Source organism: Rhodopirellula sp. MGV, from assembly GCF_002251265.1.
Taxonomy (GTDB): Bacteria; Planctomycetota; Planctomycetia; order Pirellulales; family Pirellulaceae; genus Stieleria; species Stieleria baltica_A.
Genome location: NZ_NPDI01000001.1, coordinates 75061 through 97377, shown reverse-complemented (window position 1 = coordinate 97377; position 22317 = coordinate 75061). Strand labels below are relative to the sequence as shown.

Genomic DNA, 22317 nt, shown 5'->3' with positions numbered 1-22317 from the left:
TTAGATCAAGTCACCGAAGGCCGCATCGATGGCGTTGAGGCGATCATCGTCGTCGTCATCGTCAGTTCCGACAATCGAATCCAAGAAGTCCATCGGCCCGTTCATGACGGTCGATTCAGCAACGATCGAATCAACCACAGATTCTCCCTCGCCCGATCCGCCAGACGCCTGACGACGCCCCAGTTCGTTGATGACCAACAATGCGTCGAGTACCGAGATCGTTCGGTTGCCGTCGACGTCGAAGTACGGTGGTCCCGAATCGCTTTCGGTCACAGGAATACTTGACGTTCCCGCTCGTGCGATCTTGTTGATGACCAACAGAGCGTCGATTGGCGAAACATCACCGTCGTCATTGACGTCGGGATTCAAGTTCGGGTTCTGCAAGCGACTACCGGTGACCTGAACACGGACGGTACCAGGACTACTGACGCGTCCCTGCGAATCCGCAATCGTGTACTGGAACGAGTCAATTCCGAGGAACCCGTCGGACGGGATGTATCGGATCGTACCGTCGCCGCGTGGAATCGCTTCCCCATGCAACGGTGCACTGACGATCGTCAGCGATCCGAAGTCCAACCCGCCATTGGGAGCTCCCGCAACCGGATCTGGATCTTCGTCGTTGGCAACCACATTGATGTCGACGAATTCATTCAGGTACGTTCCTGCACGATCTTCGCGAGCGATCGGAGCCGCGTTCGCTTGGATCCGAACCGTCGCCTCGTTGCTGAATGCACCGTCGTTATCTCTGATGCGATAACGGAACACGTCTTCTTGGGCGAAGGTGCTGAACGCGTTGTAAGTGATCACACCCGAACTGTCGACGGACAGCGAACCGAACGCAGGTTGCAACGTGAATTCGATGGTTGACGGATCAAGCGTTCCGTCGACATCGGAGTCATTGCTAAGGATCGGAATCGTTGTCGGGCCGTTGGGATTCAGCGTCGGCGAATCATCAAGTGCTACTGGAGCATCGTTGATTCCCGACACGGACAGGGCGACCGTCACGATATTGCTAATCGCCCCGGTGCTGTCGACCACACGGTAGGTAAACGAATCCGTCGCCTGTTCGCTTCCGGACAGAGCTTGCAGAGTGTCTGAACCGCTCGGGTCGTACGTGATCTGCTGCGTCGCTTCGTCGTAGCGGACCGATGCCCCGCTGAGTGACAAGAACTCGGGCTGATCGAATACGATCGTCAAGGTATCGCCCGGGTTGTTGATATCGGGATCGATATCGTTAGCCAACAACTGTGAAGCTGGAATCGTCAGGATCGTATCTTCATCGGTCGTCAAGCTATCTGGCACGGCTGTCGGTCGATCGTTGACCGGCGTGATGATCAGTCGCAGGACGACGGCCTCGGAGACACCACCCGCAGAATCGATCGCGGTTACGGTGAGATCGACAGTGCCGTTCGCATTTGCGGCCGGCAAGAATCGCAGGTATCGATCCGCGCCAATTTCCGGCAATTGCTGGAACAAGCTTTGTGCGTCCGGAGGCGTGACCACTTCGAATCGAACGGTTTGATCCGCTTCGTCCGCGGGACCCGGGCTAACGTTGGTCGCCCACAATTCCGAATACGGACCAAAGTCTTCGGTGATCGTAATCGGCCCCATCGGGCGATCGAAAGTCGGCGGGTCATTGACCGGGCGAACGGAAATTGTGAACGTCCGGAACGAAGTGCTCATCGGTGTCGTGCCATCGGTGGGCACGTCGGTGAGTTGGACTTCAAAGACCCCGACGCCATTCGCGTTGGGGGCGGTCACGAAGTCCAGCGAAGCAGATTGCGTCACAGGATCGATTACCGCAACAGGAGCACTCGTGAATAGCCCTTGGGCACCACTGACCTGGTTGATCGTGAAGAACACGTCTTGCGTATCCAATTCATCCAGTGCCGATGGCGGTCCAGGCAGGACGTTGTTTGCCCAGCTCGAAATGCTGACCGTACCAGCGTCTTCATCGACTGTGACGTTCGCCGGTCCGCTGAACTGCGGAATGTCATTGACCGGATTCACGTTGATCTTGACGATGTTCGTCGCGATTCGTGGGTCAGACTTTGGTACACCGCCGGTTCCGAAATCAACGGTAACGCCATCATCGGTCACGGTGTAGGTAAACGTATCGGTGCCGACGAAATCTTCCTTTGGATGGTATCGCAGTCCGACCAACTGTCCGCCTTGGCGGATTTCTTCGATCGTCCCTTCAAAGGTCGAGCTTGTTGGGATCGGCGACTGAATCGACAGAGTTTGATTGCCACCGGGCGTCAAGTCCTCACCTTCATTGATCGGCCCGACATTGAACACGTCAAGCAAACCAGGATTTCCTGGGGTGCCGACGGTCATGATGTCGATCGAACCGTCTTCGTTGATACTGAACTCCAATGGATCCGCTGCGGGATCGACAACCGGTGGATCGTTGATTGGCAGGACGTCAATCGTGATCGTACGCGGATGCGACGAGATCAAGTCACCTCGGGTCTCGTTGCCTGGACCATCATCGGAAAGCACGATTTCAAAATCGAAGCTGCCGAACACATCGGGTGCAGGCTGGAACGTCAGAATGCCTTCTTCACTGATCGTTGGGAATTCGGTGAAGAATTGGTTTGCTTGCGACTGCGGGAAGCCGAGCGAAGTCAGACTGAACCGAACCGTCTGGCCGGTAACCGGATTCACTTCGTCAAACGCACTGGTCGGAACACCAGGATTGATGTTGAACGCGAAGTTATTGATCAACGTCCGCGAACTGTCTTCCAGGGTCTCAATCGCACGCAGCGGCCCGGTCGGATCATTCATATCCGCAGGCGGCAGGTTGATGTCGAACACCGGGCGGTCATTGACCGGATTCAGATCGAATCGCACCACATTGGTGGAGATGCGTGGATCAGATTCCAGTTGGCCGTTGCCCCAAGTGGTGCCGTTGTCGATTACCGAGTAGGTGAAGGTATCGAAACCGCCAATCTGATTGTTGAAGTCTTGAGGCGGATCATAGAACACACCTTGTCGACCCAATCCATCGGTTCCCAGACGCAACGTTCCGCCGAGATCCGTTGTCACTGGCACATTGTTCAACATCAACGACTGGTTTCCACCTTCAATCGTCGTACTGATTTCATTTGCCGGTCCGACGGTAAAGACGTCCAAGAGACCGACAGGGTTGTAACCAATCACGGATGGGTCACGGTACAGCGGAATGAAGTACTCGCGGTCGGCTTGACCGACAGGCTGCGAGTTATCTTCGCGGAGCGTGTACGTGATCGACGCGTCGGTAACCAGTCCGGTGTTCGGATCGACAACGTTGGCGACTTCATAAGCGTCATCCAGCGTGTTGACGGCACCGGTTCCGGCCACATTGGGATTGAAACGAGGAGCGTCATTCACAGGTCGAACATTGACCGTCAGCGTAACCGTCGTCGATTGTGGGTTGGTCGGATGATCGTCGGTGAACGTGATCGCATAAACAACTTGTCCAACAGCATCCGCCTTCGGATAAACCGTCAACCCGCCCTCGTCTGTGACGACAGGCAGCTGTTCCATCACACCACGCGGATCCGTCGCAATGATGGATGTGACGGTCGGTCGGCCTTGGTTCAGTTGCTCATCGCCGGCGGTTGGAGGTGCTGGCAAAACAGTTGTGAACACACCATCGATCGTCGACTGTCCCGGAGCTGGGTCTTCGAGAATTTCGACTTCTTGCTCGTACTCGATGTAAGGCTTGTCGTTAGCCGGACGCACCGTGATCGTCACGGTACCTTCCAGCACACTGGTTTCCTCTGGCAAGCTACGGACCAAGCCAGCGAATGGCAGCGTCGTTCGGCCGTTGTCTGCGATCGAGTATGTGAAGGACTCGAATGGCACCGACGGTGGAGCTTGGTTGTAGTCGACAGGCGGTGCATAGGTACCGTTGACGAAGACCCCATTGGTGAAGTTGAACGTGTACAACCCGCCGTTATCGGAATCCAATGTCTGGGACCCGGTGAATCCTGGCATTGCGTTGATCGTTCCGGCAGCGGTCGTGAATGAGACGACTCGCAAGGTTTGCTCGGCTTCGTTGTACGGAGCTGGCAAATCTTTATCGAACAACCCGGGGACGTTTCGCAATTCGCTGGCAACGGTTGAAGCGTTGTCCCACAGTTGCAGCGTATCGCCAACGGCTGTCACGGCGTAACCATCGGTTCGCAGTAGAGCCTCCAGGTTTGCAACCAAATCAGCTGGCGTATCGGTCAATGCGAAAGGAACGACATAGTTCGTGTCGACCGTCGCGACTCCCGTCGTATTGAATTCAACAACAACCGGATTGCCATCCACGGTTAGTGTCACCGTCTCTCCGTCGATCAGCTGCTCTGGTGCGGGCAACGTGATCGCAGTCGTTGAAGCCGAGATCGCGGACGTCGGTGCAACGGATACTGCCGAAGCAATCACGGTCAGCGAAACGGATCCATCGGCGTTGTCCACGACGCCTAGCTCGTTGCCGCGTAGAGTCGACACGAGGTTCGTCGCGATATCAGTCGCCAAGTCCGTTGCGGTGTACTGAACCACCAAGTCGCTGCCGGCGGCGGCGGTCCCGGTCGTGTTGAATTCAACCACAACCACGCCACCCCGACCGTCAGCAAACGTGACGGTTTCACCATCGACAAGTCCTGCGCCATCGGGCAGGCTCAGGCGATTGCCACTGGAAACGATCAGCGACGATGGCTCGTTGATACCGGTGACTGTAGGCGAGTTGAGCAGGACTCCTGCTCGATCGGTCGCTGGGGCTGGATCGTCGTAGGCACCGATTCCCGCTCCGATCAAAGCGGTCTTGATTGCCGTGGCGATCGTTGCGGCCGTGTCTGTCGGTGTGAAGGTCACCAGCAGATCAGCACCGGTCGCCGACACGCCACTGGTGCTCAATTCCAATGTCGTCACTTGGCCTTGGCCGTCAGTGATGCGAATGACTTCACCACCGACGATCATCGAACCGTCCGGCACGGAGATACCCGACGCTGATGCCGAACTCGCAGCGGTGTAGCTGCGGGTCGACACGGCGGTAACGAGAGGCATGGTGACTGTGGCGGCGTCAACGACACCACCCAATCCTGCCGCGACCAACGCGTTGCCAAGCTTCAAGGCAACTTCGTCAGCCGTGTCGGTGGTCAAGTACGTTACGAGGACGTCAGTTCCGACCGATGGGACATCTGTCGTGCTGAATTCCAGCACGCGACGGACGCCGGCCGAGTTGGTCAAGATGAATGTCTCGCCATCGATCATTGCCGATCCCGCGACCACAACAAACCTCGAACTTGTCGTCGCAACAGGCGAGTTCGTCGTTACGCCACGGCCGTTGATCAGGTCGTTTGCGGTGAAGGACAGGATTGCTGGTCCGGCCGGTTCAATCGCCTCATCAACACTCAACGCACGGTCATAAGCGACCGGGACATCGTTGACTGGCTCGACAAAGATCGTGCTCGTGACAGTCGCACGGCGGAATGCGTTTGCACGTGTCCCGTCAACTGCTTCGTCTTGACCACGGTCTTCGATTTCATAGCTAAACAGGACTTGGCCATAAATATCATCAGCAGGTGTGAAGATGATATCGCCGGTTGTCGCGTCCAGTTCCACGGTTCCATAGAACGGATCGACCGAAACAGAGGTGATCGTCAGTTGGCCATCGTTCGAGTTGATGCCTTCGTTTTCGTCTTCTGCTGCTGGCGAGCCTTGCAGATCATTTTGCAGCAAGAACGCCGAAGGAATGATGATCGAAGTGTCTTCCATCGGGGTGACGACTGCTTGCCCCAATCCGTTGTAGTAGTCGACATAGTCCGGATCAGCGATCGAAACCAAGTCGGTACCCGGCGTCGGGGTGCTGTTCTGCGGTGTCACGCGAACAGTCGCCGTCGCACTTGCGGACAATGGGGTTCCGGCAACGATGTTGCCATCGGCGTCCAAGCTTCGTCCGTCGTCACCGATCGTGAATACAAAGCTATCCAAAATCGGTGGATCAGTTGCGGCACGCAAGTTGTCGCTGTTGAAGTAATCCGCACCCTGATAATAAACCCTCGAGATGTAGGTTCGATCAAAGGTTGTCGGGTCAAGCGGATCAGCAAAGTCCGTCGCAAATTCGGCCGTCAAGCGTCCGCCTTCCGGCGTGATCGCGACCGCGGTCTGGTTCGACGCATCGATCGTCACACCACCCGCCGTGATTGCCAACAGACGCAGCGAGCTGTCTTGGTTTGATTCGTCAAACGGCAAGCCTGGGATCATCGCGTTGCCATCGCCGGTCGCCCCGGCAATCAGGTCAGACGCCATGAAGACCGTCGGCGTGTCGGCAGGACTTTCGTTTGGCTGGTACTCAGTCGCAACCAATGCATGGTCGACTACGCCCGGAATGTCGTTGACCGGAGTGACTTCGATCGTGACCGTTCCGAAGGTCGCGTTGACAGCTTCCGAGCCGCTGTTGCGTTGTGTGGTCAAGCGATACGTGAAAGTATCGATTCCGACGAAGTCTGAATCCGGAATGTACGTGAACGACCCGGTCAGTTCATCGCCGGGGTTGATTACCAAGCGACCGTGCTGTGGCTGTTGTCCGACGAAGTAGCGAACCGGCAGAAGCTGATTCAATCCCAAGTCGTTGTCGGTGATCGGTGCGGGCGTTGCGGTGCTCGTGTCTACCGTCAACGTTCCGTCTTCGACCACGACATAAGGTGTGCCGTTCGCCGGGTTCACGGGGTCATCGACCGGTTGTGGCGGATCGTAAGGCGCGACCGAGATCATGTAATCTTCGACCTCACCACCAACCGCAACACCGGTTGGGCTGAGATCGCCAGACTGGCTCAAGCGAACTCGCATCCAACGATCGGGCAACGGCTGGCCTTGCACATGGCCTTGTGGAACCGCGTCGATTGGGAACGAACTCTGTGCGACGATCAGCGGATTGGGGTTCAGTTCCTGGGTGACAGGTTCGCTGAAGATAATCTGCTCGTCCGCTTCAAACTCACCACTACCGTCGAAGTCGACCCAGATATCGACCAAGCCACTTCCCGTCACATTGATCGGGATCGTGCTGCCGGAAGGATCCAGTGGGTTCAGGAATCCGATCACGCTGTCAGGAATGACGTTGCCCGTGACGTTCGGGTCATCGGTGAAGACCAAGTACGGTACGTTTCCAACAACCAACGTTCCGATCGGTACACCGTCTTCGTCATCAACCGGTTGCAGATTCACGGTATCCCCTGACAGCTCCATAAGAACTGCCGATCCGATAACGTCGAATGAAGCACGGATTTCTTCGAAGACCTTCTGAGCGATACTTTCAGCAGATTCGCCATCCACGAAAGTGATCGGAACGTTCGCCCCGGTCGGATTTTCGGTCGCCCGGATCAGTTGGTAGGTCACGACTTGACTGCCAATGGTAACCGTCAATTCTTCACCACCGCTGACGCTACCGACCACACTGACAGAGTTCTGCCCGATGGAGAACAAACTGCCGACCTGCGTGATTGAAACGTCCAACAGGGCGTCGTCACGATTGACCGGTTGGCCGTTTTCTTCGGTATCCAAGTAGACGCCCAAACGCGCCCCACCTGTTCCGGAAACCGTGTGGCGGGCGCCATTGTCGACCAACAAAGTATCAAAGCTGGCGGGTGCATCGCCGAAGTCGAAACGCACCTCAGGCATGATGATCGTGAACCGGGTTTCATCATTGACGCGAGTCTCGCGAACACGATTGCCGGCCAAGTCAGACACGGCTGGCAGGTTAGTTCCGATGTCCGTCAGAACGCCACCGATATCCGATTGGATCGATGACGCACCACTGATCAGCAATGTGCCACCACCTGGGTTGAACGTTTCGACATTCAATCCGGCCTCACGAATCGCGGCTTGCAAATCGGCTGCTGCCAACGAAGACGTGTAACCGGCGGTTTGACGATATGGAATCGCGATCGCACCGGCCGCGATACCAGGCGAACCTTCCAAAGCCATCGCCGAACTGTTAACCGTCGCGACGTCGCCGACGGAACCGCCAAGTGCGACGCGTCCGCCACCGACAGCCTGTGCCGATCCCAATCCCAGGTTCTGAGCTGATACGGCAGCCGCAATTGCCGCGGCGATTTCATCAGGCGAATCGGTTGGCGAAATCAGCACCTCGACGTTATTCGGATCGCTTACTGACGTGGTGGTTAGCTCGAACGTCACCGAAGTGCTTCCGTCCGAGTAAGTAAACGTGTCACCAGATTGCACCCCTTGGTCAACTCCGCTGATTTCCATCGCGGTCGCGGTTGTCGTGATGACATGTCCGCCGGTCGTACCAAGTTGAACCTGGTCATTTCCAATCGCGGTCGGATTCAGGCCCAACGCTTGAGCGACGGTAACCGCCGGATTGGATCCCGGGTCGGTGCTCAGCAAAGCTGCCAGGATCGCGTCACGAACTTGTCCAACGGTTCCTGCCGTGCGGATGTCGATCGGGATGGTCGACGGCGTCGCAGCGGCATTGGTGTTGAACTCCAAGGTTCGCGTCACACCTGTCGCATTGGTGATCACGATTTGCTGGCCATCGGTGAACTGTGCGTTCGTCCCGTCAACTGTCAGCAAGGTCGTTTGCGGAATTACCAGGCTGTAGCCGGATTCATACTCAAACGTTGTTACGGCACCGCCGTTCTCGGTGATGATGACTTGCGAGCCGTCTGGAATTTGATCTCCGGAAGGCAACGCAACTTCCAAGCGTAGCGAGTTATTGAGTGTGATCTCGTAAACCGCATCGGGTCGCCAGATACCGGTGAGTGGAGTCAACCGGATCGTGTTGCTATTGCTGCTGTATCCGAAGACGTAGTCGCGATCCGGAATCAACCGAATGCCATTTTCGGTCAGGATAACCGTGTTTTCATTGACCGTTGCGGGATCGATTCCCGTTCCTGCTGGATCGAGGAGTTGGACCTCGAAGTAGGTCAGAGTTCCTTCGGTCAAACGAACGAAGGAGCCGTCTTGGTCTTGGTCACCGCCAGGAATTTGGATGCCAATCGCGTCTTGTGGTCCGGTCAATACGGCGGTCGGACGTACATCGTCGGCGCGGTCAATTGCTCCCCGATCGATAAAGACGTTTTGACCGACACCGGCCGGCGTGTTGACGAGCGGGTCATCGACACGCGGTTGACCGTAGGCATCGTATTCCGGAGCGATGATCGGCGAAGGGGCGATACCGACAGGATCTTTAACTGTCTGGAAGAACTCGCTGCGATCGGGCAAAGATGCGAACGAACTGTCGATCACTTCGCTGCCGGCTGCTGGAATGTAGATTCGACGGCCGGCGTCTTGGAACAGTTGCACGCCACCTGGCACCACGATCGACGAAGTTGCCAATGGAATCGACGAATTGTTGTTGTTCCCTTGGAATGCGTTTCCGCCGACAACGACTTCGCCAGCTTGATTCGCAGTCGTAACGATACCGTTGGTGAAGCCACTGACAATGTTGTTGAGCACGGTCGGGCTTGCATTGCCGCTGATACGAATACCGTCCGCATTCCCTTCGTTGACGACCGTATTATTGACAATGCGTCCGAACGAAGTCGGAGATGGGATCTGGCCGTTGACGTTGACATCGCCGCCAAAGTTGATGCCGCTGGTTCCAGAGTTACTGATCACGTTATTCGAGATCACAACACCTGGAATCAAGGAATCTGTGTTTTGGTTTCGCAGCAAGCGTGCCGAACCAGGTTCAGGCAACGCATCAGGAGTGATCGTGTTTCCAGAAACAACCAAGCGGCTACCACGCGTGTTGCTAACAGCGTTAATACCGGTTCCGGACGAGTCTTGGATGAAGTTGCTAGAGATAACGATTTGACCTTGGTCTTCGACTCGGTTCGCATCGCTGATACCGAATTGGTAGTCAACCATGATCACATCGTCATCGCCAACCGAGGTTGGATCGTCTGCGGGGCGAATATTCAAAGCGTATTCGCCGAAGTCCGAATCACGGAACTGCAACGCAGCGAACAGTGGGAACGAGAACGTACCACCCGCATTGGTATTGACGGTCATCGTCGGGCCAACGCCGTAGGTGTTGCCGTAATTGAACAGGTTGACGTATTGTCCATCCGCGTTCGCTTTGACAACCGAAGCCTGATTGGCCGCGATTGCCGCGGCGGTCAATTCAGCGACCGTTTGGCTGGCATCGGACAAGTCGATCGCAACGTTGCCTGGCGTGACAGGCCCGCCGTTGGTGTATTCATATCGAACCTGTGATACGCCCGACGTGATTTCGATCATTCCTCCGGCATAGAAGTTACGGAACGCTTCTTGTAGGAACAGGTACTCCGACCCCATGAACGAAGTCGAGCTGACAACGACATCGTAGAAGCCGTCTTTTGGCGCCGTAAATGCCAGGAAGGCACCGTCTTCCGACTCGCCCGGGGCGCGACTCGGTTCAAACAGACTGCTTTGGCGCTGACGATCGATCTCAAAGTGGAACAGGGTTTCCGAACTGACTTCGCCAGCTTCGAAGACACTGATATATGGCAAGTCCAACTTCTCGGCACCCCGAGCGAACCCGAGGGTGTCCACGTCAATGTCGACGGTCTGGCCTTGGCTCAGATAGATCCGAACCGAGTCATAGTCGAAGGCCGGATCGGCTGGCAGAACCGCTGCACCATCCTGGAACACGGTACCGGTGTTTACGAAGTCACCGATCTTTCCGATGCCCACATAGGTATCCGCATCGCCGTTGACGAATCCGGTAGGTGTCGAACGAGCGAGTTCATCGCCGAATTGGACGCGTTGAACAATCTCGTCTTCTTGGCTGATGATCGTTGTTTCACGCGAAGTCTCACGTCCTTGCGAAGTTTCAGCTTTGACCAAATCTTGTTTGATAAAGCGTCCGCCAGTTGGGTTCACCGTGATCGACGATGAACCGAACAGCTCGACGCGGTTTGCCGTGTTGGCAGCCGATTGGAAGCTATCGGAAGTCGCGGCAGTGATCGACAGAACGTTTTGCACCTGAGCCGAATTGATCGCGTTGCGAACGGCTCGAGCGGTCAACGCGGCATCAGGACTGGACGGGTCGAACGAGACACGCACATTTCCTTGGGTGACATTGCCATCGCGGATGCTATCGAATTCGAATGTCAGGCGACGCCAGCCATCGTCCAATACAAACGTATTTCCGTCCCGCAACGTCGTGCCGGGCTGTGTGATCAAGCTAACTGTGCCGCTGGTCAATCGGTCATTGGTATCGAACGACCGGCCGAGTCCCAGGTATTCGTCCAATTCCAAGTTGATCGGATCGTAATCCTGAGGAACGCCGTACTCGTCGGAGGTGCGGATTTCCAGCGAGTAGGGACCGAGCAGGGTCTCGTTCTGACGTTCAGGTTGAACCGCTTGTGGGTGCGAATCCGGAAGCGTTTCGGGATTCAGTGAGAACGCAGTACGGTTCGAGCCTTGAACAACCATTTCACCACGTTCGGCGAATCCGACGACGATATCGTCGATGTAGACACCTTCGATGTTGTCGTTGTTATCTGCCGCAGCAGTACTCTGCTGGCTGCCCGCATAGGAAGCTGGACGACCGACGCCGAACTCATCCGCCGGAACAGGCGATGTGGTCAATTCACCGTTGCCGTAGTTCAAAACCTCGTATTGCGAGAGACCGTAACCGGCACTGGAAGCAGGAGTCAGATTGTAGAGACGAATCCGATCGCCACCGTAGGTCGAATGGAACCGAGTGCTTGACTGGTTCGAGTTTGCGGTGATGAATGGCGCGACTCCTTCGGAAACAGCAGTTTGCAATCGCGACGCGACTTCACGAATCGTCATGGTCGAATCAACGATGATCGGCGCGGTACCGGTGTTCGCCGGTGCGTAGCTGATGATCTTTGAAGTTGACGAAGTCTTGACCGACCGAACTCCCAACAGCAGTAGCTTGCGCGCGTCGTCTTGGAACGCTTGGAGTTCAAGCGGCAATTGCGACAACACTTGTGTGGTGACGTCCGCTGCCGAATCCGCTGGGTTATAGAGAATCTCGCCTGCCGCTCCAGTCGCTTGGCTCTCTGGGACCAACGTAAGCACGATGGTGCCACCAGCACTTTGCGAGCTGTCTCGTTTGAGCGTCACCGTCAACTGCTCGCCAGCGACGATTTTGTTACCGGCGGGCAACGTCAGCGGCAATGCCGACTCGTTGATTTCACGAGTGTTCAGCTGCGTTCCGACAACACCATTATCAAAAACGGTGACGAAAGCGTTGTCATCGTCGATCACAATGCCACGGCCATTTGGATCGGCATAGACCGCCGTGTTTGGCATCGCCTCGTTGATTTGGCGGACCACTTCATTGAACGCCTGTTGCGGCGTGAACTGCAATCCCGCGCGGTCAAAGTAAACCGCATTCGAATTCAGAACAGCGTTCGTATCGATGCTGCGACCGGCTTCGATCAAAGTGAACTGTTCGAAATCGCCGTTGGCAGAGATTGCGAACTGCATGCCGTGACGAAGGCGTTCGACACTGTTGATCGGAATCAACGTCACGTCGCCAAGGATCGTCGCGTGAGCCAACGTTTCAGTTGGCGTAAATGCTGAGAAAGCGACGGAGTCTGCGAGCAGGCGGACCCCGGAATTAGCGAAAGCGGTATCCGATCGGACTGCGTTGAACGCAACGAGTGCGGCCACCACACGGTTGGCGATTGCGGCAGAGCTATCTGTCACCGCAAATTCAATTTGCGTCACATCAGTGGGTGTGCCGTTTACAAACGTGAACGTGGTCGTGAGGCCACCGACGGTCACGTCGATAGTGTCATCGACCGCGATCTGGTCACCGCGAGGCACATTGAACTCGGCAGCGTTGATCGCGACGTCGTTGAATGCGGTCAAGTCGTTGTCTGAATCAATGCTGAATGCACCGAAGATTGTGACAACGTCGGCCACGACGAAGGCTTCCGTGTTGCCGTTGAGTGCGGCCAGGATCCGAGCGGCAATCACATCCGCAGCATCGCCCGCTTGGAAATTCACGGTACCTGCAGGACCAGCAACAGGGCTGTCAATAAACTCCAGTGTCGTGATTCCGTTGTCGTCGGCGATCGACAGGATTTCACCGTCGGCAATCTGGTTGCCAGCGGGAACGGTCAATTCTCGCGCGGACGCCAAACCCGTTCCCATCGCGCCGATGTCGGAACTGATGGTGACAGACGAAGCGGCAACTGAAAGTTCGCCGGTGGCTGTTACCAGGGCACCCGCTTCGCCAGGTAGCGCGGCTTGGACTTTTGCGGCGATGTCAGCGGCCGTGTCCAGCAAGCCCACCTGGACTTCGATCAGATTGGCTGGCGGGAAGTTGGAAAGCTGGTTGACCAACTGAACTCGCGAAGTGCCGCCAACATGATCGATCGTGATGATGTCGGCTGGAATGCCCGTGATCGCATCTTGGAAGGCGACTTCGATCCGACCTTCGTCGACCGAAGAGATCGCGGCTTGATCAAATGGCGAATCCGCCGTTGCAACCGAGTTGACCGCTTGGTTCGCGACGATCGTGATGATGCCGTCGCCTTCGTAGATCGCGTCAAATTGCGAATCGAGCACGGTCATCAAACGCCGAGCGATCTCGTCAGCCGTTTCGCTCGGACTGAACAGGAATTCGTTTGGGTTGCCAGTGAGTTCTTCGACAAACTCGATGGTCTGAGTATTTCCAAAGACCAATTGGTCACCCGACAGGATGAGCTGACCATCAGGGATCACGATTTGGTCCGCGATGCCACCTGCGTTTGCAGTGATCGCACCATCGAACATCGTGTCAAATCGTTGAACCAAGATTGGGTTCGATTCGCCAATCACGGTCGAACCGAAGACGGAAAAATCCGTGATCGATGCGAACCGGACTCGTCCATCGGTAGACAAGGTCGACAGCGGACCTTTCGCCTGAACGTCTTGGCTCAGTGCGGCAATGGCAGCCCGCGCGACTTGGTTGGCAGTCATCCCGGGAGTGATTTGCACCTGGCCTGGCAACGGCGTTGTGTTGGTGAACTGCAAGGCATAGTTAACACCATTGCCGTCGACCAGTTGGATCACATCACCAATCGTGATATCGGAAGCAGCCGGGAACGCAACGGTGGTACCGACTTTGTTTTCCAAAACGATTTGGTTGCCGGTCGCATCCAAGAATGCGGCCAACTGACCATTGACGACGTCATCGCCTGGGACGGCGACCAATTCCAGCGAATCGAAGTGCGCCTGCATTGCGCCGGCGGTCGAGAAGTCAAACCGGATGCGAACATTTTCATTGCCGGCCATCGGCGACAGGTCAACGCGAGCTTGACGCCAGCGGTTGTTCGTGTCGTCGAACAATTCTTGGACCGGGATGCCGGTCTCGTCGTAGTAGTCGTACTCGTCGGCTGCCGGCAATTGACGGAAATCATTGTTTGTCGCCAACAATTTCCATTCACCATCATCACCAGCGGCAAAGACACGGAAACTGTCGTTTTGCTGGCGAGTCGGAATGTAGTCGTCGTTGTCTTCGACTTGCATGTAGTACGAGAAGTACAACGTTGGCTTATCGCCACTGCTGTAACCTTCCAGGTCGATCGGGGCAGAGATGATCGAACCGTGCGAACCGCCGGGAGCCAACTCGCCGTTGTTGCCATCAGGGCGTGACAACGTGTTTCCGGCATCGTTTGCTTGACTGGCCGCGTTGTTGTTGCCGTTATTAACTTCGAAACCGTAGTACAAGCTCGCACCGCCGCGGCTCGCAAATTCCGTACGACTTTGATCGTAAGGAGTTTTCACCCCGTGACCGTCATTCAGGTTGCGGTCGCCAGTCAGGCCCCATGGGCTGGCCTCGAGATTGCTGAAAGCGATACCGGTAACCGAGTTCACGGTTGACAGGCCGCCGCTGTATTGCAGTTGAAGTGCCGACCGGCCGTTGTAGAAGACGTTCGCAGGAGTGATACCACCGTTGCTATCGATCGTCACCGCATACAACCAGCCATCGCTGGTGCTCATGAACAGCGTTTGTCGATAGCCTTGGTTGTCGATCTGACGTGGACCGAACGTCAAACCGCTGAAGTTCGGAGCTCCTGGTCCGCTGATCGCAGCGTGCTCCGGCACTTTCTCGACGACACCGTGAAAGTTCGTCGGAATGACGCGGTTGTAGCCAGCCAGCGGCGAATTTGCCGGAGTGCTGATCGTTTGGTACGGCGAGAACGAGTGAATTCCGCCATTGTTTGTCACGCCCCAAAGCTGCGCGTCGCGAAGCTCCGGATCATATGCCAAGCCCTGAATTTCTCCGCCGTCACCACCGGTGTTGTAAATGAAACCGGTATCGACAATACCGTATTCGATGTCTTCCGAGGCAGGACCTTGAGCTGGTCGATACGGAGTCTGGTCTGGGAAGTTGCGGTGATCGTCCGCATTCGTGCTGCCCAAGCTGGTGATTTCACCCGTCTGCTGGCGGAAACCGTACAGAATGTTCCGAGTGAATTCGAACGGTACTTCGCCGCCGCGGCCGCGTGCGTCACGAGCACCAATCACAAATGCGTCGCTGTTGTTGGGAACCAAGTTGGTTCGCCTCGTATCTGCCGAGTTGCCTCGATCAGCCAACGGGAACGCGAGTCCGCGTGCTAGGAATTGCGCCGCATCGTTGGTTTCGGTTCCGTTGCCGTTTTGGTTGGACTGGCGGAAGACAATACCGTCATCCGATAGCGCGGTCGCGGCTCCGTTGACAGGGCTGATATTTTCGAAGCCACCGCTGTTGCCGTTGTTCGGGTTGTTGAACGGAGGCAACGCATACTGGAACAGCTCACCGTCCGCACGGGCTGCGATGTCGCTGTTGCCGCTCGCGGACTGGCCGATCAAACGTTCCACGATCCCTGTGAATGGGTTCACACTGACAAGGCCGGATCGGTTCGTTCCGCTATAACCCGTTCCCAGGTTGACGAACAATCGCATGTCGTCCAACGAGTACGGCACAAACGAAGTGTCATCTTGGAAGGACGGAATGATTGGCGCATCGGCGCTGTAGTACGTGTCACCGCTACCAGGAATCGTGTCAAACGATTCATCGATCAATCGTCGTACCGAGTTGATCGGGAACAAGCGAGCCTCATCGTTGACGGCATTGCCTTGGCCGTCGGTATCGACGGTGAAGTATTGGTTCAAGTCGGCAGGAACTGCGGCGGCACTGCTAACGGCAACAAAATAAGTGCCTTCGGGAAGTTCGACGGGGCCGATGTAAGCATCCAACCCGCCAGCCGAACCGCCTGCCAAGTTGCCTTGGTCAACACCGTTAAGCGGACGACCTCGGTCGTCAGCGACATTTGAATCGCGACTGTGCAGGATCAACGTTCCGTTTTGATCGTAAACAGCGATCGATGTATTGGGTCGGCCCAAACCGTCCGCGTAATCGATGTCGAAGGTCGCTGTGACAAAGCGGTTTTCGCTGTCGAAGACATCACTTTCGAGCTGCTGAGCAAACAAGTCGACTTGGTAGACATCGACATCACCCAAACGCACGTCCGCATCGGTCGAGGAGACGTTTCCGATGACGCCGTTGACGACCAATGAGCCACGATCGGAAGTCAGCAGGTTGCCAAGCTTGTCCGCGTTGGCTGCGTTGTAATCCAACAGCACGTTCTGAGTTTCGCGAATGTACTCGTCACCACTTTGCGCGGTCGGATCGATCACCGTTGTGTAATCCAAGCTCTCGCCAGCCGTCCCGGTCAACGGCGAATGAAGCGGTGCACTTGGCAGGGTAATCGCGTTGGTTGCGTAACGGATATCGGCTAGACGTACGGTCGAGCCGGCGACTTCTTCCGTTTCACGCAAGCGGATACCAAGTTGATAAGAACCACTCGATTGTCCATCGGCACTGCGTACGCGAACGTAGTATGTGTTTTCGCTGTTGTTCGAACCGGGAAGAATGACTCGCATCCCCGCGTCATAACGGTTTGCGGATTCGACATTCCCAACTCCCAGTTGGAACAGCGGCTGTACCGTTCCGGCAGGCAGACTGCTGTAGATCAACGTCGAATCGGTCGCTTCATAGAACGAGTTGTCACTACGTGCTTGGACGTTGGTGTTGCCGCTAACGGTCGTCGCGTTGGCGGTTACCAGTTCAACGATGCTATCCAACCCGACACTGGTCTGGTCAATATCGATGTAGACGCCCGTTCCGCCCGTTGCCGTAAAGCTATAGACGTCGACATCGTCGTTGGTCGCCAATGTTCCGCGAACATTGAAGCCCAGACGCTCGTTTTCGTCACCGCTCTTCTGTCCGTCGGCGAGGTCACCAATGATTTGTGCGTCTTTGGCAAACGCATTGGTCGCGATCGAAGCACTGTCGGCCGTTTCGGCTTCCAACACGTATGCGACGTTCCGGTCGTTGACGTATTCGTCGAGGACGATGCCTTGCCAATCGCCAGCTGCCGGTGCGACTGCCTGCGACAGTGTCGCATTCATTGGCTTACCGTCAGGCGTAAAGCCAGCACCGATGGAAGAGTCGTTCCAGCTTGTCATTACGACTGGATTTCCAGGCGTACCGATGACTTGCAACGTGCCGCCAATTCGATCGGTAATATCCAGTGGTCGTCCCGTGCCGACCAAATTGGCACCTGGTCCGAACTTAACCACAAGACTTTGATCCGGATCGCTCTTCAGACGCAACGTTCCCTCGTAGTGATGTGTCATCGTGACGATCGAACCGTCAACGACGTGTACGATGTCGGTATCGTCCCAGACACTGTCACCGGTCAAGATTTCGCTACGAACTCGGATACCGTTGATATCGTTGTCATCAAGTCGGTTGCCCGAAATCAATGGACCTTGGTTGTCGCTGTCGACCGTGATGGTATCGACCGCACCAGTTGATCGTCCCGCATCGAGTTTCGACTCGGACACAAACGAGTCAGGGTTGATGCTGATCGCGGCCCCTTGGTTGCCTTCGATGATGTTGTTGATCAAGGTCGGTTGGCTGCCACGAACGAAGATGGCTGCTTGGTCGTTGAAACCGATCCCGCCGCGGATCGTCTGGCTGGCGAATCCGTCTGCGTTGTCAGTGATGACGGAGTTAGCGATCCGCACGTCGGCCTGCAAAATTTCGACTGCGTTGAAGTCGGTAAAGCCACCGCTGATCGATGTCGACCCACCACCGTAGCGAATTTCGCTGTAATCAAGACTACCGGTGGAGTCCTGGCGGAACACCAAACCGCCCCAGTCGCCGACTTGAGCGTTGCCGGAAACCTTGTCATTGTTCGTATCAAAGGTACCGCCAGCACCGTAGGTGTCGTCACGACGGCTGGTGAAGATCACCTTCTTGCCATCAACACCTTCGGCGTAGAAATCAGCTCCAAACGAAGCTTCAATTCGGGCGCTTTGCAATTTGACCACGATGCCCGGATCAATCGACAAGCGTGCGTCGAAGCGTGGCAACAGCAACGACGAATTGTCACCGTTGTTCGGCAAACGCCATTGAATCAAAGTTTCGTTTTCGCCATCGTCGGTGTACGACGTCTCGCCATTTTTCAATTCGACGACGAGTTCGTATTCGTTGGACTGCGGGATCAAACGATAAACACGGGTGCCGACGTAATCTTCGGTCGGAACGGGAATTCCGGTCAGCGCTAGTGCACCACTATCCGGTGCCGCGAAAGTGGTTGTCGCGGCACTCGCCGATGTTTCGCCGCCGATCGCATCAACAAAGGTAAAGCGATAGTTGTATCCGACACCCGCGGCAAGCGATCCGCCGCGTCCCGTGTTGGCAACGACCGCAGAACCGTCGGGGCGGAATTCCGATCGCAACATCCCACCGCGAGTCTCGCCACTGTCGGTGTAGCTGGTCGTTACACGGTCCAGTTGCGTGACGAATTCGAAGTTCGGACTGCCGGGAATACGTCGATACAGACGCCGGCCGACGAAGTTCGATGGGGTGGTCGGCAAGTTATTGACGACGATCGTTTTCGAGGTTGCCGATGTCGTCAGCTGGACGGTCGGCAAGCTTGCCAGTGACTCGCTACCGGCTGACGTCACATAAGTAATGCGATAATCGTAGGTGGTGTTCGGTGCGAGCGTCCCGTCGGATTGGGCTGACAAGGCGACGTTCAAAACGTCCGGACGTTCTTCCAGCAGTTGTGGTCCGCCGGCTTGTCCTTGAAGTACCAAAACTTCGCTTAGGACGTGCACGATGTCCAAGTCATCGAATCGACCTGGCACGGTCATCGGTTCCAACTGACCACCAGCTGGCGTTTCCACACGGACGAACAAGCCGTTGATGGTGTTGTCGGTCAAACGGTTGCCCGACAACTCGGGCCCGACGCGGCTGTAGTCACTGGTAAAGCGACCCGCACGCTGATAGACAGGCTCGGTAAAGTTCGTTTCCAAGAAACTGTTCGGGTCGGCGCTGATCGCCGCATCCGCACTATTGCGAATCGAGTTGAAAATCAGCGTTGGCCGACTTTCATTCATTTGCAATGGTGTCACGACCGGATCGTTGGGGCTAATGCTGCCACCACCGTATTGGATGTTCGCGTGCGAGACGAAGTCCAAGAAGATCCCTTCCGTTTCCCAAACCGGTCGGCCTTCGGAGTAATCGAAGTCGTTGCGGAACTCGATACCTGCCCACTGACCAGGTTGAGCGGTCGTCGGAAGTGGGTTGGTGTCCACGCCGAGTGATTGGTCGTCCCAACTGGTAAAGAACACTTCACCCGAGCCGCCAGTTTCTCCGGCGATGATCGGGGTTCCCAAAACTTGTAGCGAAGCCAGCGAACGGTCTTCATCAACCGTTTCGCTACCGACGCTAATCTTGGCATCCTTCATTTTGAACAACGAACCGGCGTCGATCATCACGGTGACGCCCTTCGGCACGACAAATTCGGCGCCGTCGGCGAGAGCATTGTTGGTCGCGCCACCGACACCGATCTCGTACGCAAGGTTGTCGTTTTGAGTGTTGATCAAACCGTCAACACCGGCGTTTGGCAGAATCCGCACGATGTCGCCTTCACCAGCCATCGCGAGCGCGGCTTTGATCGTTCGCTTGGGAGTCGCCAACGAACCGTCGAACGCGGCACTATCATCACCGCGAGCTTTATCGACGAAAATCGTACGTGGTTCGTCCGCGCCAGCGACGTCGATTGGACGCGCGGTGCGGAACCAGAAGTTGAATTCTCCACCCGCTTCGCCGTCACCATCGCCATCTAACGCAGTGCCGTTGGTATCGGTGATCGTCTGGCCGCCAGCAGCTTTGAACGTGATCCGAAGTTCGTAGCGACCTTCGCTGGTGCCGCCCAAGCCGCTCCCAGAAATCATCCCGTTGTACTGGTCGTTGCCACTGGCGCTGACGCCGACGACGTAGTTTCCGGCTTCAAGTTCAACACCCACAAACGAGTCTTCGCTGTAGAAGTCGTCGTTTTGCGCGACCAATTCATAGTCGCCAGCCGCCGCATCAACGACGCGGTAAAGCATCAGGTGCGTATCCAGCAGGCTGCTGCCGTCGAGACGTTCGGCCAGGGTTTCGATCGAAACTTGGCCTTTTTGAATCGTCGTGAATTTGTAAAAGTCGACATCGTTGCTTTCAGGACGATGCAGACCTTGACCGATCGTCACGTCGCTTTGGCTAAGGAACTCAGGCTCGACCGGCAGATTCGGATAGTACTGGTTGGTGAAGTCGATCGAGTTCGGTTCGTCAGGGCTGCTACCACCGGCGGCAACACCACTCGGCAATTCGAACATGTTGCCGATACCCAGCAAATTGCCGACACCGCGCAATGCTTCAGTGAAGTAGCTCAACCGGTTGTCGGGAGAGATCCCGTAACCGTCAAACCAGTTTTCGCCAGCATCGAGAACCAAAATACCTTTGGACGGATCGCGCTCGCTGACGCGATAAAGACTCAGTGGTGTATCCGCACCGGCACCGGTATCGGCCGTCGGTACGACCGCTCGCAAGTCACCAGTAACGATTTGCAAACCGTCATCCGCGGTTTCAACAAACTCGACGCCCAATCGCTCGCTGTAAAGATCGAGCACTTCACGCACACGTTGCTTTTGCGCATCCGTGATTGCATTCTCGAGCAGGTTTTGCTGGGGATCGACGCCATAGATTCTGGCGAAGTTGTAGGTAAAGACGTCGATACCAACTGCCGTATCCGTTTGGCCTGTGACTTGTTTGTCACGTCGGTTGTCACGAGTACCGGGCGCAGGATACGCGCCAGGCCAATCGGGAATGATCGCGTCGGTGGATTTGATCAATCCTTCGGTGACAACAACACTTTGTGTGGCGTTTCCAAACGTCGTGCCAAGATCCATCGCGTCGGCGAAGGTATCACCACCGCCGCCAGCACTGGCGACTTCGATCGGTGCGGTCGGCAAATCATCGCCTCGACCGACACGCAGACGGAATGTGCCCGACGCGAGCGGATCACCAGACGGATCATTTGGCAACAGATCGACCAAGTCGGACGCGAACGTCAACCGTGCACGATTGAGCAGCGGATCGTATTCGACATTGATCGGCTCGTTGACGGTGTCGTCGGTGTTTTCGACCGTTTCACCGGTATAGATCAACTTGTAGTAATCAGGCTTAACAACCGGCAGCGAACTGGTGCTCGAATTGACCGGCCCCGCGAGCGGATTGGAAAGCGGGTCATCGTTGAAATAGACAAAAATCTGGTCGCGACGTTGAACGGGGTTTGCCCCGGTCAGATTCTCGATCGGCTGCGGAACGACCGATACGACACGAGCCCCGATTTCGACTTCGAACCGAATCGTCTGAACTGGCGAAATCAGATCGGTCGCACCGTCGGCCGCAAACAAGTCGCCATCGACGTCTCGCAGACCAACGATTTGCGCGTTCGTATCGTCATAGCCGGCGATCTCGACACGGTACTGGTCATCGGGCAGCGTTTCGGCAAAACGGGCGACGATAATGTTCGTCCCGTCGTTGTCTTCGAACCCAAGATAGCCAGGCGTAACGACTTGATATCCGGGCTGACCTGCGGCCGCTTCTGCAGAATCCGGAGTGAACGATCCGTCGCCCCCGGCCCGTTTGAATTGGATCCCCGCCAGTGTCGACGCGTCAATCAGATCACCCCCGAAGCGAAACTTCAACTCCGTTGGCGAGGTCGATAGCTGCGTGTTGCTTTGCAGGTCGAACTGCTGCCCCGAGTTCGCTGACACAGCGATCAAACGAGGTGCCTCTAATTCCGCTGCAAGCAATTCGCGTCGCTCCAACGCCTGATGTTGCGAGCGGCGTGAGGTCTTGTGTGCGGACTTGAGCTTCGTTTTTCGTCGAGAGGTCATAGGTTGACCGTAGCCTAGATCGGTGAGGAAATAAAAACGGGAAGGGCCGCCGAGGAAAGCTAGTCGAATAAGGTAACCAACTTTCCTCGG

General features: G+C 56.1%; 1 protein-coding gene. It reads right to left on the bottom strand.

The window, feature by feature from the left end:
- Positions 1-22227 (bottom strand): tandem-95 repeat protein, encoded by a 22227-nt coding sequence (locus tag CGZ80_RS00200; protein ID WP_094410758.1) that lies wholly within the window; start codon positions 22225-22227, stop codon positions 1-3.
- Positions 22228-22317 lie beyond the last annotated feature (90 nt).